Below are 16,303 nucleotides of genomic sequence, written 5' to 3' on the forward strand. Positions count from 1 at the left end.
ACGTGGCCCCGCCACCGTGCCGTGCGGCTGGCGGCGCGGTGGCGGGGCGACTGGGCGAGGTGAATCAACGGCGTCCCACGTGTGATTTCCCCCTCCCCGTTGACCGTGAAACGGTGCGGTGCGCAATGCTGTACTTAACGTTCGTTCACTCGGGAGGCAGTGCGATGGGTGTGACCGGTCCGATCCGTGTGGTGGTGGCCAAGCCGGGTCTCGACGGCCACGACCGCGGGGCCAAGGTGATCGCGCGGGCGCTGCGGGACGCGGGCATGGAGGTCATCTACACGGGCCTGCACCAGACCCCCGAGCAGATCGTGGACACCGCGATCCAGGAGGACGCCGACGCCATCGGCCTGTCGATCCTCTCGGGGGCGCACAACACGCTGTTCGTGCGGGTGCTGGAACTCCTGAAGGAGCGCGACGCGGAGGACATCAAGGTCTTCGGCGGCGGGATCATCCCGGAGGACGACATCGCCCCCCTGAAGGAGAAGGGCGTGGCCGCGATCTTCACCCCGGGCGCGACGACGACGGCGATCGTCGAGTGGGTCAACGCGAACGTCCGCTCGGCCTAGGAGCCGTCCGGCGGCTCCCGCTCCTGAGGCCCGCGCCGACGGCGCCTCGCGGCGGTGGCCCGGGAGACCGGGCGCGGAGCCTACGGAACCGGCGCCGGGGGCGGACACCCTAGGGACGGGTGGAGCGCGGGGCGAGCAAGCCCACCCCGCGCGGCGCCCCCCCCGCGTTGTCCTCCCCGCGGGTCCCCCCCCGCGGCGCCCCCCTGCGTGTCGGCCGCCCCCGTGCGGCGGCCCCCCGCGCGGCGCCTCCCCGTAGGGTCGGCCCCCGCGTGTCGCCCCCCCCCGTGTGTTGGCCGCCCCCCCCGTGCGGCGCCCCCCCCGTAGGGTCGGCCCCCGCGTGTCGCCCCCCCGTGTGTCGGCCGCCCCCCCCCGTGCGGCGGCCCCCCTGCGGCGCCCCCCTGCGTGTCGGCCGCCCCCGTGCGGCGCCCCCCCCGCGCGGCGCCCCCCCGTAGGGTCGGCCCCCGCGGGTTGCCCCCCCGCGTGTCGGCCGCCCCCCCGCGGCGCCCCTCCCGCGTCGCCCTCCCCGTAGGGTCGGCCCCCGCGGGTCGCCCTCCCCCCCGGGTGTCGGCCAACCCCGCGTGTCGGCCGACCCCGTGCGGCGGCCCCCCGCGCGGCTGCCCCCCCGGCGGCAGCAGGACCTCGGCGCACGTGCGTCAGGACGCCGGCGCCAGCTCCGCGAGCATGGCGGCCCGTAGGCGCAGGGTCGCCACCAGCCGCCGGAAGGCCTCGGCCCAGTAGGCGGCGGCCCCGGACCCCCCTTCCGGCACCTCCTCGACGGTGGCGGTGAGCGCCTCCAGCCGCCCCGCCTCCGCGGGATCGAGGCAGCGCTCCGCCAACCCCATCACCCCGCTGAAGCTCCACGGATAGCCCCCCGCGGCCCGCGCCGCGTCCAGCGCGTCCACGACCGCCCGCCCCAGCGCGCCCGCCCACGGCACCCGGCAGACCCCGAGCAGCTGGAACGCCTCCGACAGCCCGTTCGCCCGGACGAACTCCGCGACCCACTCGGCCCGTTCCCCCTCCGGCAGGGTCTCCAGCAGTTTGGCCCGCTCCGCGAGCGACGCCGTCCCCGGCCCCGCCGCGGGCGGCGCGGACGCCGCGCCCAGCAGCGCCTTCGACCACTGCGCGTCGCGCTGCCGCACCGCCGCCCGGCACCAGGCGGCGTGTATCTCCTCCGCCCAGCCCTCGGCCACCGGCAGCGCCACCAGCTCCGCCGGGTCCAGCCCGCCGAACCGGTCCCGCCAGCAGGACAGCGGAGCCGCCTCCACCAGCTGGCCGAGCCACCACGCCCGCTCCCCGCGCCCCGCGGGCGGCCGCTTGACCACGCCGTCGCGCAGCATCCCCGCGTCGCACTCGGCCGGCGGCTCCACCCCCTCCGGGCCCACGCAGGCCAGCGCCCGCTCCGCCATCCGCCCGGCCAGCGCCGACCCGGGCAGGGCGGACAGCAGTTCCGCGGCCGTCGCCCGGACGTTGCGGCCGCGGTCGCCCAGCGCCGCCTCCAGGAACGGCTCGTCGGCCATCGACAGCCCGGTCCGCAGCGAGTCGAGGAACATCAGCCGGTCCTCTGCCCGCTCGTCGTCCCAGGTGGTGGCCAGCAGCCGGGTCGCGGCCGTGGCCTCATGGGCCCGCACGGCGCCGAGCAGGGCGACCCGTTCGGCGAACAGGCCCTCCTCCCAGAGCCGGGCCACCGCCTCTTCGTCGGCGGGGTCGGGCAGTTCGCCGGTGCCGCCCGCCGTGCCGCGCAGCGCGAACCGCCACTCCGGGTTCAGCCGGGCCAGCCAGAGCCCCCGCGCGCCGGCCAGGGCCAGGGCCTGCGGGCGCAGGTCGGTGCGGGCCCGGGCCGCGTCCATCAGCGCCGGGACCAGCGCCGAGGGCGCCCGGTAGCCGTGCCGTCCGGCGGCGGCCAGCCACTGCGGGAGCAGCTCCGTCAGATCCGGGGCGGCCCCCCGCCGCCCGGTGCCGGCCCCGGCGGTGCGGCCCGCGAGGAGGAGCGCGAGCCGCCGCCCGGCGGCGTCCGGCGGCGCGGGGCGCGGATCCCGCGGAGCGGGGTCCGGCCGCCGGGCCGCCGGTGCGGGCCGCAGCCCGGCGCGGCGGCGCAGCGTCCGGACGGCGGCCGCGTCGAGCAGTGCCTCCGGTGTGCCGCCCCGCCGCTCGGTGCCCAGCAGCGCGGCGGTGACCAGCTCCTCCCAGTCCCCGTCCGCGTATCCGTCGTCGGCCTTGCCCATCGGGCCCCTCCCTGGTCGTTCCCCGTCGGTCGTCGGTCGTCGGTCGTCGGTCGTCGTGGTCGGTGGTCCGTCGTGCGTCGTGCGTCGTGCGTCGTGCCGGCGGTCCGGGTCCGGTCCCGCCCCCTCCGCGGGACCGGACCCGGACCTGCCGCACGACCGTGCTCAGCTGGCGTGGTTGTCGTTCATGAAAGCCCCCCGGCTCCTCGTCCGCGCATCGGCGCCCCCGCGCCTCCGCGTCCTCCATGTCGGTCTGCGAGACGGCATGGATCCCCCCAGGCCCCCTGCGTTTTCGGTTGGTCGCGCCCTTCCTCAGATCAGCGGCACCGGCTCGGGCGAGCCGGGCTGCCAGGCCGTCAGCGGGGTGAAGCCGCGGTGGCCGCACTCGCCGAACACCGTGACCGGGCCGCCGCCCGAGAGGGCGGCCAGCTGCCACAGCGCGGACCGCGAACGGCCCCCGCCGGGTGCCACCGGCAGCGCGCACGCCCCCTCCGCGTCCGCGACCTGCCAGACCCCGTCGCCCGCCTCACCCGGTATCGGGATCACCGGGCCCAGGACCACCGGCCAGGACTCCAGCCACGGGTCCTCCCGCAGCGCCGCCCCGTAGGCCTCCAGGGCCTCACCGGTGCCCACCCCGGCCGGAGCCCGGGCGTGCGCCGCCACGGCCGGGGCACGGTCCCCCAGGTCCGCCCGCAGCCCCGCCGTCCCGGGCCGGAAGCGGGCTTCCGCCTCCAGCACCAGTCCGACGGGCAGCGCCAGCCCCGGCGCCCGCCCGGGCGGTCCGAAGTCCAGCACCAGCGCCGGCCGTCCGCTCCCCAGCCCGCGCAGCCATGTCCGGCGGGTGGTGAGGCGGCCGTCCGGGGACACCGAGTCGTACTGGGCGAGTACGAGCCAGCGGTCCCGGACGGTCTCCCCCTCCGCCGAGGACGGCAGCCCCACCCGGTTCCGGACGGTCGCGGCCAGCGGCTCCGGCAGTCCGGACACCCCCGTCCAGGCCCGGTCCAGCAGGTGCAGCAGCGCGAACTCCTCAAGCATCCGGGCGGGCCAGCCGGGGCCGCAACCGGGTATTGCCCCCAACTCCCGTACCCGCGAGGCCAGTCCGGGAGCCTGGGCGTCGACCATCCGGGCGGCCGTGTCCTCCCAGGGCGCGTACCCCGCCTGCGCCTGGCCGGCGATCCCGCCGCGCAGCAGGTCCGCGAGCCGGCGCTCCAGCTCGGCGACGCCCGCGCCGATCCGCTCGGCGCGCCGCTCGGCCCGCTTGCGGGCCGCCTCGGCGTCGACCGGTCCGGCCGCCGGCCGCGCGGCCTTCGCCGCGCGCTCCGCCAGCCAGGCCGCCGCCCAGTCCGGGGCCTCGGCCGGATCGCCCAGACCCTGCGCGGACCAGAGCAGCAGCAGCCCCAGCGCGTGCTTGCACGGGAACTTCCGGCTCGGGCAGGAGCACTTGTAGGCGGGACCGGCCGGGTCGACGACCGTCCGGTACGGCGTACTGCCGCTGCCCTTGCACGACCCCCACACCGCACCGGAAGCGGAACCTCCGGTCCGGGACCACGAACCCGCCCTGCCGAGCCCACCCCCCGCCTTCCGCGACGCGTCGTCAGGAGCCAGAGCCAGTACCTGTTCCGCCGTCCAGCGGACCCCCTGCTCAGTCATGGGAACCACCGTAGAGACCCCCACTGACAATCGCTCTGACCTGCAACGACGTCTCGGGGCAGGGGTGTTGTCAGTGGCATGGTGCACGGTGGATCCAGCAGTCGGGAGCGGCTGCGGAGCATCGGAGGGGGACCATGAGCACGCACGGGAACGGCACCGGCACCGAGGCACTGCGACCGCATGCCGAGGACGCCTTCGCGCACGAACTGAAAGCCCTCGAAGCCGCCGACGACCGGCCCCGCCCCGCCCGCTGGAGACTCTCCCCGTGGGCCGTGGCCACCTACCTCCAGGGCGGAACGCTCGCCGACGGCACCGTCGTCACGCCCAAGTACGTCGGCCCGCGCCGGATCGTCGAGGTCGCCGTCACCACCCTCGCGACCGATCGCGCCCTCCTCCTGCTCGGCGTCCCCGGCACCGCCAAGACCTGGGTCTCCGAGCACCTGGCCGCCGCCGTCAGCGGCGACTCCACCCTGCTCGTCCAGGGCACGGCCGGCACCCCCGAGGAGGCCATCCGCTACGGCTGGAACTACGCCCGCCTCCTCGCCCACGGCCCCAGCCGCGAGGCCCTCGTGCCCAGCCCCGTCATGCGGGCGATGGCGCAGGGCATGACCGCCCGCGTCGAGGAGCTCACCCGCATCCCCGCCGACGTCCAGGACACCCTCATCACCGTCCTGTCCGAGAAGACCCTCCCGATACCGGAGCTCGGCGAGGAGGTCCAGGCCGTGCGCGGCTTCAACCTCATCGCCACGGCCAACGACCGCGACCGCGGGGTCAACGAGCTGTCCAGCGCCCTGCGCCGCCGCTTCAACACGGTCGTCCTGCCGCTGCCGGCCACCGCCGACGCCGAGGTCGACATCGTCGCCCGCCGCGTGGACCAGATGGGACGCGCCCTGGACCTGCCGGCCGTGCCCGAGGGGCTGGAGGAGATCCGCCGGGTCGTCACCGTCTTCCGCGAGCTGCGCGACGGGGTCACCGACGACGGCCGCACCAAGGTGAAGTCGCCCAGCGGCACCCTGTCCACCGCCGAGGCCATCTCCGTGGTCACCGGAGGACTCGCCCTCGCGGCCCACTTCGGGGACGGCGTCCTGCGCCCCTCCGACGTGGCCGCGGGGATCCTGGGCGCCGTCGTCCGCGACCCGGCCGCCGACCGGGTCGTCTGGCAGGAGTACCTGGAAGCCGTCGTGCGCGAGCGCGAGGGCTGGAAGGACTTCTACCGCGCCTGCCGGGAGGTGACGGCGTGAGCCCGGGAGCCGCCGGGCCGCTGCTGCTCGGCGTCCGCCACCACGGCCCGGGCTCGGCCCGGGCGGTGCGGGCCGCGCTGGACCGGGCGCGGCCGCGGGCCGTGCTGATCGAGGGGCCGCCCGAGGGGGACGCGCTGCTCGCCCTGGCCGCCGAGCCGGGGATGCGCCCGCCCGTCGCCCTCCTCGCCCACGCGGCGGACGATCCGGCCCGCGCCGCGTTCTGGCCGCTGGCGGAGTTCTCGCCGGAGTGGGTCGCCCTCCGCTGGGCCCAGGAGCGGGACGTTCCGGTCCGCTTCATCGACCTGCCCGCCGCCCACGCGCTGGCCGCGCCCGAGGAGGAGGCGCCGGGCGCCGAGGGGCCCGGGACCGGAGCGCCGGGCGCGCCTGCGGCCGGCGCGCTGCCGGTGGACCCGCTCGCCGTGCTCGCGGAGACCGCCGGGTACGAGGACCCGGAGCTCTGGTGGGAGGACGTGGTCGAGCACCGGGGCGGCGGAGCGGTACGGGACCCGCTGGCCCCCTTCGAGGCCCTCGCGGAGGCCATGGGGGCCCTGCGCGAGACCTACGGGGACGGCGGCCGGCCCCGCGACCTGGTCCGCGAGGCCCACATGCGGCAGCGGATCCGCGCCGCCCGCCGGGAGTTCGGCGAGGACCACGCGGTGGTCTGCGGCGCCTGGCACGTCCCGGCGCTGCGCGCGAGGACGACGGTCGCGGCGGACCGCGCGCTGCTCGCCGGACTGCCCCGGACCAGGGTGGAGACCACCTGGGTGCCCTGGACCCACCGCAGGCTCGCCCGGGCCGGCGGATACGGCGCGGGCATCACCTCGCCCGGCTGGTACGCGCACCTCTTCGCGGCCCGCGACCGGCCGGTGGAGCGGTGGCTGACCCGGGTGGCCGGGCTGCTCCGGGAGGAGGGCCGGCAGGTCTCCTCCGCGCACGTCATCGAGGCGGTGCGGCTGGCGGGGACGCTGGCCGCCGTGCGGGGCCGGCCGGTGGCCGGGCTCGCCGAGACCCTGGAGGCGGCGCGGGCCGTGATGTGCGACGGCTCCGACGTACCGCTCGCGCTGGTCGAGGACCGGCTCGTCGTCGGGGACGTGCTCGGGGAGGTCCCGGACGCGGCGCCCGCCGTACCGCTCCAGCGGGACCTCACGCGACGGCAGCGCTCGCTGCGGCTCAGGGCGGAGGCCCGGGAGCGGGAGCTGGAGCTGGACCTGCGCAAGGACACGGACGCGGCCAAGTCCCTGCTGCTGCACCGGCTGCGGATGCTCGGGGTCGACTGGGGCGTGCCCACCGCCTCCCGGGGCGGGACGGGCACCTTCCGGGAGACCTGGCGGCTGCGCTGGGAGCCGGAGCTGTCGGTGCGGGTCGCCGAGGCCGGGATCTGGGGCACCACCGTCCCGGGGGCGGCCACCGCCAGGGCGGAGGCCGAGGCGGCGCGGGCCGGGGACCTGGGGGAGGTCACGGCGCTGGCCGAGCGGTGCCTGCTGGCCGGGCTGTCGGAGGCACTGCCCGCCGTCCTGCGGGCGCTGGCCGACCTGGCGGCGCTGGACACCGATGCGGCTCGGCTCGCCGGGGCGCTGCCCGCGCTGGCCCGCTCGCTGCGGTACGGGGACGTGCGCGGTACGGACTCGGCGGCGCTCGCCACGGTCGCCGCCGGGCTGGCCGAGCGGATCTGCGTGGCCCTGCCGCCGGCCTGCGCGGCCGGGCTCGACGCCGACGGGGCGGCGCAGTTGCGGGGCCACCTGGACGGGGTGCACGGGGCGGTCGCCCTGCTGGACGGTGCGGGGGAGGGGCTGAGGGAGCGCTGGTCGGCCGTACTGCGGAAGCTGGCCGGACGGGACGCCGTCCCCGGGCTGATACGCGGCCGGGCCGTGCGGCTGCTGCTGGACGACGGGCGGCTCCCGCCCGAGGAGACGGCCCGGCTGATGGGCCTCGCCCTGTCCCCGGCGGCCCCGCCGGCCGACGCGGCGGGCTGGATCGAGGGGTTCGCGGGCGGCGGCTCCGGCGGCGGCACGCTGCTGGTCCACGACGAGCGGCTGCTGGGCCTGGTCGACGCCTGGCTGGTGGCGGTCCCGGAGCGGGCCTTCGTCGACGTACTGCCGCTGCTGCGGCGGACGTTCGGGGCGTACGAACCGGGGGTGAAGCGGACCCTGGGCGAACTGGCCCGCCGCGGTCCGGGCGCGCGGCGGACGCCCGTCGGCGCCGGGGCGGCTCCCGAGGGCTTCGCCCCGGACCTGGACCCGGCCCGCGCGGACGCGGCGGCGGAGGTGGCCCGACTGCTCCTCGGGACGGCGTGACCTCGCCCTGGCCGGGCGGTGCGGAACGGCGTCACCCTGGCCGGGCGGTGCGGGTTCAGGGCCCCTGCCCTGGCCGGACGGTGCGGCGGCGCCCGGTGCGGGGTTCGGGGCGGAGGCCCGGAGAAGGGTGAAGGGCGGGGCGGGGAGGGGGCCCGCGCAGCGGTACGCGGGGGCCCGGCTCCCGGACATGGCGACGAGTCGGAGGGGGACGGCAGATGACGGAGAGCGGCACGGAGACCGCCGGGGGCGAGCGGCTGCGGCGGTGGCGGATGGTGCTCGGAGGCGAGGCCGACGGGACCGGCCGGGCGCTCGGCGGCCGGGACGCGGCGATGGACGGGGCGCTGGCGGCGCTCTACGGAGGCGGGGGAGGGGGCGGCAAGGGCACGGCGGAGCGGTCGGCCGGGCTCGGCGGGTCCGCGCCGCGGGTGGCGCGCTGGCTCGGTGACATCCGTACCTACTTCCCCGGCCCGGTGGTCCAGGTCATGCAGCGGGACGCCATCGAGCGGCTCGGCCTGTCCGCGCTCCTGCTGGAGCCGGAGATGCTGGAGGCCGTCGAACCGGACGTGCACCTGGTCGGCACGCTGCTGTCGCTGAACAAGGCCATGCCCGACACGACGAAGGAGACGGCGCGGGCCGTGGTCCGCAAGGTGGTCGAGCAGCTGGAGGAGCGCCTCGCGACCCGGACCCGGGCCACCCTCACGGGCGCCCTCGACCGCTCGGCCCGGACCGCCCGCCCCCGCCACCGGGACATCGACTGGGACCGGACCGTCCGCGCCAACCTCAAGAACTACCTCCCCGAGTACCGCACCGTCGTACCCGAACGGCTCATCGGCCACGGCCGGGCCGCCCGGGCGGTCAGGAAGGAGGTCGTCCTCTGCATCGACCAGTCGGGATCGATGGCGGCCTCGGTCGTCTACGCCTCCGTCTTCGGGGCGGTCCTGGCCTCCGTGCGCGCGATCGCCACCCGCCTGGTCGTGTTCGACACGGCGGTGGTCGACCTGACCGACCGGCTCGACGATCCGGTCGACGTCCTCTTCGGCACCCAACTCGGCGGCGGCACCGACATCAACCGGGCCCTGGCCTACTGCCAGACCAGGATCACCCGTCCTGCCGACACGGTCGTCGTCCTGATCAGTGATCTCTACGAGGGCGGGATACGCGACGAGATGCTCGAACGGGTCGCCTCGATGAAGGCGTCCGGGGCGGAGTTCGTGGCCCTGCTCGCGCTGTCCGACGAGGGCGCCCCCGCCTACGACCGCGAGCACGCCGCGGCCCTCGCCGCGCTCGGCGCCCCGGCCTTCGCCTGCACGCCCGACCTGTTCCCGGAGGTGATGGCGGCCGCGCTGGAGAAGCGCCCCCTGCCCGTGCCGTGAGCCGCCGGCGCCCGCCGCGGGCGGGTCCCGTGCGGTCCGGCGGCGAATCGGCGGATCGCACGAACATGCAGTTCCGCGGTGAGGCGATCTGTGACAGGTATCACCGCTCAGGTGTGATCTGTGATTTAGGGTCCTACGGCCCACGGGGATAACCTGCGAGACGGACATGCCGCGTCCACGGTCACCGTGTGCGCCTACCCAGTGACAGCGCCGTCACGTTGCCCTCCGCGGCACGCCCACGCAGATAGCAGACAAACCGCGAATCACTGCGAATCTTTGAAGACAAGGGACGGACGCGCGTGGACCTGTTCGAGTACCAGGCGAGGGACCTCTTCGCCAAGCACGGTGTACCGGTGCTGGCCGGTGAGGTGATCGACACGCCTGAGGCGGCTCGCGAGGCCACCGAGAAGCTGGGCGGCAAGTCGGTCGTCAAGGCCCAGGTGAAGGTCGGCGGCCGCGGCAAGGCCGGCGGCGTCAAGCTCGCCGCCACCCCGGACGAGGCCGTCGCCCGCGCGACGGACATCCTGGGCATGGACATCAAGGGCCACACGGTCCACAAGGTGATGATCGCCGAGACGGCTCCCGAGATCCTCGAGGAGTACTACGTCTCGTACCTGCTCGACCGCACCAACCGCACCTTCCTGGCCATGGCCTCGGTCGCCGGCGGCATGGACATCGAGCAGGTCGCCGAGGAGACCCCCGAGAAGCTCGCGAAGGTCCCGGTCAACGCCAACGAGGGCGTCACGATCGAGAAGGCCCGCGAGATCGTCGCCCTGGCGAAGTTCCCGGCCGAGGTCGCCGAGAAGGTCGCCGAGGTCCTCGTGACCCTGTGGCAGACCTTCATCGCCGAGGACGCGCTCCTCGTCGAGGTCAACCCGCTCGCGAAGGTCGCCTCCGGCGAGGTCATCGCCCTCGACGGCAAGGTCTCCCTGGACGAGAACGCCGAGTTCCGCCAGCCCGGTCACGAGGAGTTCGTGGACCACGCGGCCGCGAACCCGCTCGAGGCCGCCGCCAAGGAGAAGGGCCTCAACTACGTCAAGCTCGACGGTGAGGTCGGCATCATCGGCAACGGCGCGGGTCTCGTCATGAGCACCCTCGACGTCGTCGCGTACGCCGGTGAGAACCACGGCGGCGTGAAGCCCGCCAACTTCCTCGACATCGGCGGTGGCGCCTCCGCCGCCGTCATGGCCAACGGCCTCGAGATCATCCTCGGCGACCCGGACGTCAAGTCCGTGTTCGTCAACGTCTTCGGTGGCATCACCGCGTGTGACGAGGTCGCCAACGGCATCGTCCAGGCGCTGCAGCTGCTCGAGGACCGGGGCGAGGCGGTCACCAAGCCGCTGGTCGTCCGCCTCGACGGCAACAACGCCGAGCTGGGTCGCAAGATCCTCTCGGACGCCAACCACCCGCTGGTGCAGCGCGTGGACACCATGGACGGTGCGGCCGACAAGGCCGCCGAGCTCGCGGCTGCGAAGTAAGGGCAGAGGTCACAGACTCACATGGCTATCTTCCTCAACAAGGACAGCAAGGTCATCGTCCAGGGCATGACCGGTGCCACGGGCATGAAGCACACCAAGCTGATGCTGGCTGACGGCACGAACATCGTCGGTGGCGTGAACCCGCGCAAGGCCGGCACGTCCGTCGACTTCGACGGCACCGAGGTCCCGGTCTTCGGTTCCGTCGCCGAGGCGATGGAGAAGACGGGCGCCAACGTCTCCGTCCTCTTCGTCCCGCCGGCCTTCGCCAAGGCCGCCGTCGTCGAGGCCATCGACGCCGAGATCCCGCTGGCCGTCGTCATCACCGAGGGCATCGCGGTGCACGACTCCGCCGCCTTCTGGGCGTACGCGACCGCCAAGGGCAACAAGACCCGCATCATCGGCCCGAACTGCCCGGGTCTGATCACCCCCGGCCAGTCCAACGCCGGCATCATCCCGGGCGACATCACCAAGCCCGGCAAGATCGGTCTCGTGTCCAAGTCCGGCACGCTGACCTACCAGATGATGTACGAGCTGCGCGACATCGGCTTCACCTCCGCCGTCGGCATCGGTGGCGACCCGGTCATCGGCACCACGCACATCGACGCCCTGGAGGCCTTCGAGGCCGACCCGGAGACCGAGCTCATCGTCATGATCGGCGAGATCGGCGGCGACGCCGAGGAGCGTGCGGCGGACTTCATCGCGAAGAACGTCACCAAGCCGGTCGTCGGTTACGTCGCGGGCTTCACCGCCCCCGAGGGCAAGACCATGGGCCACGCCGGCGCCATCGTCTCCGGCTCCTCCGGCACCGCACAGGCCAAGAAGGAGGCCCTCGAGGCCGCCGGCGTCAAGGTCGGCAAGACCCCGACCGAGACCGCCAAGCTGGCGCGCGAGATCCTCGAAGCGAAGTAAGCGGTAGCGGCAGTCGTACGGCTGTACGGGCGTGGCCCGCACCCTCCGGGGTGCGGGCCACGCCCTTTTCGCGTTCCGTCCCGCCCGCTCATTCCAGCGTCGGGTGGAGCCGGTGGGGGCCGGCGGCCGGCTCGGCCCGGAGCTTGTCCTGGAGGGCCCGGCCGGTGTCGGTCAGCCGCGGCGGGCCGGCGAGCGGCGGGACCCCGGAGACGCTGGTGCCGGGTGCGACCGGCGCCTCGTAGTGGTCCGGCGCGGTGACGGTGGTGTACCCGGTCGCGACGGCGATCACCGCGGTCAGGACGAGTGCGGCCCGCGCCCAGCGGCGGGCGCGGTGCTCGCTGAGGGTGCGGACGGTGGCCGCCGGCGAGGGCTCCAGCGGCACGGCGGGCCGCACCGCGCCGAGCCACGCGCGCAGCACGGCCGACTGCTCCTGCGCAGGCACGCCGGCCAGCCCGGGGAGCCGGGCGGCGAGGTCGGCGTGGGCGCGCAGCAGGCGGTTGCCGGTGGTGGGGGTGCTGGCCTCGGTCTCCGCGGCGGTGTCGGGCAGGTCGAGGCCGACGCCGTCGTAGAGCAGCACGGTCCGCCGGTGCGCGGGCGGCAGGGCGAGCAGGGCCCCGAGCAGGATCCGGTCGTTGGGGTCGGCCGGGGCCTTGTCGGGTCGGCCGAGGGTCCGGTGGGCGCGCCGGAGCCGGCGCCAGGGGGAGAGCGCGTACTCGTACGCGGCGGCGCGGACCCAGCCGACGGGATCGGGGTCGGTGGCCACCTCGGGCCACTGGGCCCAGGCCTGGCGGAACGCCCGCTCCACGGACTCCTGCGCGAGGGCGCGACGGCCCGTCAGCAGGTAGACCTGGCGGACCAGGGCGGGGGCGGAGTAGGCGTAGAGGGAGTCGAAGGCCTCGGCGGGCCGCGTCGGCCGCGCGGGCCGGGCGGGTGCCGGCACGGCGGGTTCCGGCGCGGCGGGTTCCGGCGCGGCCCCGGGGCCGGGGCCGGGGGGTTGGGCGGCTGCGGGCGGCTGCGGGGGTGCGGGAGGCGCGGCGGCCGGGGGAGCGGCGCCCGGTGCGCTGTGCTCCGACCCGGCGTCCGGTGCGGACGGCTCGGGCCGGGCGTTCGGTGCGGACGGCTCGGGCCGGGCGTTCGGTGCGGACGGCCCCGGCGCGGCGTTCGGTGCGGCGTTCGGTGCGGCGGCCGGTGCTGTGCCGCGCGTCGTGGCGCGGCCCGCCGCGGGGGTGGCGGGTGGGGTGAGGGGCGGACTGGGGGGCTCCGGCCGGATGCGCGGGGGGACGGGGTCGGGTGCGCAGGCGTCCGGCGGTGCGGTGGGAGGCGGCCCCGTGGGTTTCGGGGGAACGGGCTCCGGCGCGGCGGCGGCCCGGAGGGGCGCCGGGTGCGCGGGGGTGGGGTGGGGGGCCGCGGGGCGGTGCGGGGTGGAAGGGGGTTTCGCGGCGCGTTTCGAGGCCCGTCCGGGGCGGGTGTTCGGGCTGGTGGACCGGCCGGTGCCCGCGCCCGCGCGCGCGAGGCGGGCGAGGAGTTCCGCGTACGCGTCGCGCGTACGGGCGCCCGGCTCCGTGCGGCCCGCCTCCCACGAGCGGACGGTGCCGGCGGTGACCCCCAGCTCCGTCGCGACCTGTTCGTGCGTCAGTTCGCCCGACTCGCGCAGCCGGCGGCGCTCCTTGGGGGGCGGCAGGCCCCGCTCCGAGCCGGAGCCCGTATCGACGTCCGGTGTCATGTCACACTCCCCGCGACCTGGCAGCACAGCACTGGGCGATAAAGTACATAAACGTATATTGGGCGACACAACGGACAATCGCCTGTTACCCACCCATAGCGCGTGTCGTTGGCACCATGACGGTGTGACCCAAGTGATCGAACGCGGGGCCCCGTTGCCGGCGGCCCCGCAGGCCCGGGCGCCGCGCCGTTCACCGGCCGCCGCGGCCTGCGTGCTGGGCGGCGCCGTGGCCGCCGGACTGGGGCTCGGCTTCCTGGCCGTGCTCGTGATCGTGCTGTGGATCAGCTCCCCCTACCCGGACAGCGGCCCCGGCGGGGCCCTGCACCTCGCCGCCGGACTGTGGCTGATGGCCCACGGGGCCGAACTCGTCCGCTACGACACCCTTTCGGGGGTTCCCGCCCCCGTCGGCGTGACCCCGCTGCTGCTGGTGGCGCTGCCCGTGCTGCTGATGCGGAGGGCGGCCCGGCTGGGCAGCGCGTCCGGGGTCGGCGTGGGAGTCGGCGTGGGGGCGGAGGCGGAGGCGGAGGAGGTGCTGCCGGCGAGCGCGGTGTTCTCCGCCGTGCTCTGCGGCTACCTGGGGGTGGGCGCGCTCGCCACCGTCTACGCGGCCGGCGGGCCGATGCCGGCGGACCCGCTCAGTGCCGCCTGGCACCTGCCGCTCGTGGCCGTGTGCGCCGCGGCGGTCGGGGTGTGGGCGGTGAAGGGCCGGCCGGCGGGGCCGCTGCCGGGCTGGATCCCCGGGGCCCTGCGGCGGGCGGCGGCCCGTCCGCGGTACGCGCTGGCGCTGCGGTCGGGGGCGGCGGGGGTGCTCGTCCTGCTGGGCGGCGGGACGGTGCTGGTCGGGGCGTCGCTGGTGTGGCACGCGGGGGAGGTGCAGTCCTCGTTCCTGACGCTGACCGGGGTGTGGTCGGGGCGGTTTGCCGTGCTGCTGCTGGCGGTGACGCTGGTGCCGAACGCGGTGGTGTGGGGGGCGGCGTACGGGCTGGGGCCCGGGTTCGCGGTGGGCACGGGGGCGACGGCGACACCGCTCGGGTTCGAGGGGGCGGCGGCGCTGCCGAGGTTCCCGCTGCTGGCGGCGCTGCCTCCGGAGGGTGCGGGGACGCCGCTGACGTGGGCGGCGGCCGGGGTGCCGGTGGCGGCGGGGCTGGTGGTGGGCTGGTTCGCGGTGCGGCGGGCGCGGGAGGTCTCGTACGGGGAGACCGCGCTGACGGCCGCGCTGGGGGCGGTGGTGTGCGGGCTCGCGATGGCGGGGCTGGCGGCGGCGTCGGCGGGGGCACTGGGCACGCGGGCGCTGGCGGCGTTCGGGCCGGTGTGGTGGGCGGCGGGTGCGGCCGCGGCGGGGTGGGTGGTGCTGCTGGCGGTGCCGGTGGCGGTGGGGGTGCACGGGTTCCGGAACCGGCCGGTGGGCTCCGCCGGGGGTACGGGGGGCGGGGACGCGTGGCACGACCCGGGGGTGCGGGAGCTGAGGTGGGCGGCGCTGCGGGAGGCGGCGTCGCCGATGGTCGCCCCCGCGGGCGTGACCCCGCCGGCTCCCGAGCCGGCCGCTCCCGCGGGTGGGCTTCGGCCGACTCCGGAGCCAGCGCAGGAGCCGGCGGCTCCGGCTCCCGCGGAAGCCCCGCCTGCGGAGGCCCCGGGCGGAGAGGTTGCCGCGCAGGCCGCGGAGGTTGCGCCGGGGACGGACGCGGCGGCGAGTCAGGGTGCGCTGGAGACGGCGCCGTTGGTGCCGGCGGTGGTCGGGGCGCGGGTGCTCGCGCGGCGGCGGCCGGAGGGCTGAGCGGGGCCGGAGGGCTGAGCGGGGCCGGGGGCCGCGGCGCGGAGCCGCCTCCCGGCCCCGCCCTTTGCCGCTGGGGGTACCCCGACGGGCCGGGCAGCGCCCGTACGGAGGAACGCCGGCGGGGCGGGCGGGGGCCGGCCCTGCTCTGCGGTCGGCCCCGTGCGGCGGCTAGCACTGGACGGGATGGAGGCCGCGGGGCGGGCAGGGGGCCGGCCCTGCTTGGCGGCCCGCCCCGTGCGGCGGCTAGCGCTGGACCTTGAGGACGTCGCCGATCATGTTGTCCGGGAGGAGGTCGTTGCACTGGAGTTCCGCCGTCTGCGTCAGCGCGTCGTCGCGGCAGACGTAGAAGTCCTTGTACGCCAGCTGCAGCCCGTACGAGGTGCCCGCCAGCAGCAGGGCCAGCGTCGCCGAGACCAGGCCGCTGATCGCCGCCGCCCGCTGCGGCCGGGCCGCCGGGCCGAGGGAGGACAGGCCGCCCGGCTGGGCCGGGGTGCCCTTCGCCGGGTCGGCGGGAGTCGCGGGGCGGCCGCGCAGCGCGCTGATCCCCCAGTACATCGCCAGCGCCCCGAGCAGCAGCCCCACCGACGGGATCCCGAAGATCCCGAAGAAGAACCCCCACATGCCCGCCAGCATCGCGTACCGCGCGCGCCGCTGGACCGGGTCCATCGGGTCCCAGCGGGCCGGCCCCCCGGGCTCCGAGCCGGGGTCGGGGCCGGGCCCGGACGGGCCGCCGCCGCGCGGGCCCTGGGGCTGCCGGGGCTGCCACGGCTGGTCGGGCCGGCCCTCCGGGGGCGCCGCGAACGGGTTGTCGTCGGTGGAGGGGTCGGGCTGACGGCGGTCCGGCATCGAGTGGCTTACTTCCCCTGTGTCGTGGACGTCGCGCACCCGGTGCGCGCCGGGTCGTACGGCTTGTACACCAGACGCTACCGCCCGCCCGTCCCCCCGTCCCTCGGGGGCGGTCCCGTGTGCCGGTATCGTTGCAGGCGGTCGGTGGCTTCGTATGGTTCCCCGTATATCGGTACCCCGAAGTTTCGTATGACCACACAAGACCAACGTCGCAAATCCTGTGAGAA

General features: G+C 76.5%; 11 protein-coding genes. 7 read left to right on the plus strand and 4 right to left on the minus strand.

What is annotated here, in order from left to right; all coding sequences use genetic code 11:
* Positions 1-164: 164 nt before the first annotated feature.
* Complete coding sequence (locus ACIRBY_RS06955) at positions 165-569, plus strand: cobalamin B12-binding domain-containing protein (RefSeq protein ID WP_403897188.1); 405 nt, start codon at positions 165-167, stop codon at positions 567-569.
* A gap of 653 nt (positions 570-1,222) precedes the next feature.
* Here the strand turns inward: ACIRBY_RS06955 and ACIRBY_RS06960 are convergent.
* On the minus strand, positions 1,223-2,791 hold the full coding sequence (locus ACIRBY_RS06960) for a DUF5691 domain-containing protein (RefSeq protein WP_403897191.1): 1,569 nt from the start codon (positions 2,789-2,791) through the stop codon (positions 1,223-1,225).
* Positions 2,792-3,100: 309 nt separating this feature from the next.
* Positions 3,101-4,438, minus strand: coding sequence for an SWIM zinc finger family protein (locus ACIRBY_RS06965; RefSeq protein WP_403897193.1), 1,338 nt, complete (start codon positions 4,436-4,438; stop codon positions 3,101-3,103).
* A 134-nt stretch (positions 4,439-4,572) separates the two neighbouring features.
* On the opposite strand from ACIRBY_RS06965, the gene ACIRBY_RS06970 reads away from it, so the two are divergent.
* The 5 genes from ACIRBY_RS06970 (at position 4,573) to sucD (ending at position 11,733) form a co-directional block, all read left to right on the plus strand.
* Positions 4,573-5,679 carry an AAA family ATPase gene (locus tag ACIRBY_RS06970; protein ID WP_403897196.1) on the plus strand — a complete coding sequence of 369 codons (1,107 nt, stop codon included), beginning with the start codon at positions 4,573-4,575 and terminating at the stop codon, positions 5,677-5,679.
* Positions 5,637-7,973 carry a DUF5682 family protein gene (locus ACIRBY_RS06975; RefSeq protein ID WP_403898204.1) on the plus strand — a complete coding sequence of 779 codons (2,337 nt, stop codon included), beginning with the start codon at positions 5,637-5,639 and terminating at the stop codon, positions 7,971-7,973. The genes ACIRBY_RS06970 and ACIRBY_RS06975 overlap by 43 nt, the downstream gene beginning before the upstream one ends.
* 215 nt (positions 7,974-8,188) lie before the next feature.
* Positions 8,189-9,346, plus strand: a complete 1,158-nt coding sequence (locus ACIRBY_RS06980; protein ID WP_403897199.1) for a VWA domain-containing protein — start codon at positions 8,189-8,191, stop codon at positions 9,344-9,346.
* Between the two features lie 299 nt (positions 9,347-9,645).
* Entirely contained in the window at positions 9,646-10,824 is a 1,179-nt protein-coding gene (gene sucC, locus ACIRBY_RS06985; protein ID WP_390687677.1) for an ADP-forming succinate--CoA ligase subunit beta, read from the plus strand.
* Positions 10,825-10,845: 21 nt separating this feature from the next.
* On the plus strand, positions 10,846-11,733 hold the full coding sequence (gene sucD / locus ACIRBY_RS06990; RefSeq protein ID WP_042809390.1) for a succinate--CoA ligase subunit alpha: 888 nt from the start codon (positions 10,846-10,848) through the stop codon (positions 11,731-11,733).
* 88 nt (positions 11,734-11,821) lie between these two features.
* Here sucD and ACIRBY_RS06995 read toward each other — a convergent pair whose 3' ends face one another.
* On the minus strand, positions 11,822-13,456 hold the full coding sequence (locus ACIRBY_RS06995; protein ID WP_403897202.1) for a helix-turn-helix domain-containing protein: 1,635 nt from the start codon (positions 13,454-13,456) through the stop codon (positions 11,822-11,824).
* 124 nt (positions 13,457-13,580) lie between these two features.
* Between ACIRBY_RS06995 and ACIRBY_RS07000 the strand changes: the two genes are divergently transcribed.
* Positions 13,581-15,230 carry a DUF6350 family protein gene (locus tag ACIRBY_RS07000; protein ID WP_403897205.1) on the plus strand — a complete coding sequence of 550 codons (1,650 nt, stop codon included), beginning with the start codon at positions 13,581-13,583 and terminating at the stop codon, positions 15,228-15,230.
* A gap of 243 nt (positions 15,231-15,473) precedes the next feature.
* On the opposite strand, the gene ACIRBY_RS07005 is transcribed toward ACIRBY_RS07000, so the two are convergent.
* Positions 15,474-16,076: a hypothetical protein gene (locus ACIRBY_RS07005; protein ID WP_403897208.1), complete on the minus strand. Its 603-nt coding sequence runs from the start codon at positions 16,074-16,076 to the stop codon at positions 15,474-15,476.
* Positions 16,077-16,303: the final 227 nt, after the last annotated feature.

Source organism: Streptomyces sp. NPDC096136, from assembly GCF_044763325.1.
Lineage (GTDB): Bacteria > Actinomycetota > Actinomycetes > Streptomycetales > Streptomycetaceae > Streptomyces.

Excerpts from the sequence above, each read along its gene's own strand:
- ACIRBY_RS06955 (WP_403897188.1), top strand. The coding sequence starts at position 165 with ATGGGTGTGACCGGTCCGATCCGTGTGGTGGTGGCCAAGCCGGGTCTC.
- ACIRBY_RS06960 (WP_403897191.1), bottom strand. The coding sequence starts at position 2,791 with ATGGGCAAGGCCGACGACGGATACGCGGACGGGGACTGGGAGGAGCTG.
- ACIRBY_RS06965 (WP_403897193.1), bottom strand. The coding sequence starts at position 4,438 with ATGACTGAGCAGGGGGTCCGCTGGACGGCGGAACAGGTACTGGCTCTG.
- ACIRBY_RS06970 (WP_403897196.1), top strand. The coding sequence starts at position 4,573 with ATGAGCACGCACGGGAACGGCACCGGCACCGAGGCACTGCGACCGCAT.
- ACIRBY_RS06980 (WP_403897199.1), top strand. The coding sequence starts at position 8,189 with ATGACGGAGAGCGGCACGGAGACCGCCGGGGGCGAGCGGCTGCGGCGG.
- sucD (WP_042809390.1), top strand. The coding sequence starts at position 10,846 with ATGGCTATCTTCCTCAACAAGGACAGCAAGGTCATCGTCCAGGGCATG.
- ACIRBY_RS06995 (WP_403897202.1), bottom strand. The coding sequence starts at position 13,456 with ATGACACCGGACGTCGATACGGGCTCCGGCTCGGAGCGGGGCCTGCCG.
- ACIRBY_RS07005 (WP_403897208.1), bottom strand. The coding sequence starts at position 16,076 with ATGCCGGACCGCCGTCAGCCCGACCCCTCCACCGACGACAACCCGTTC.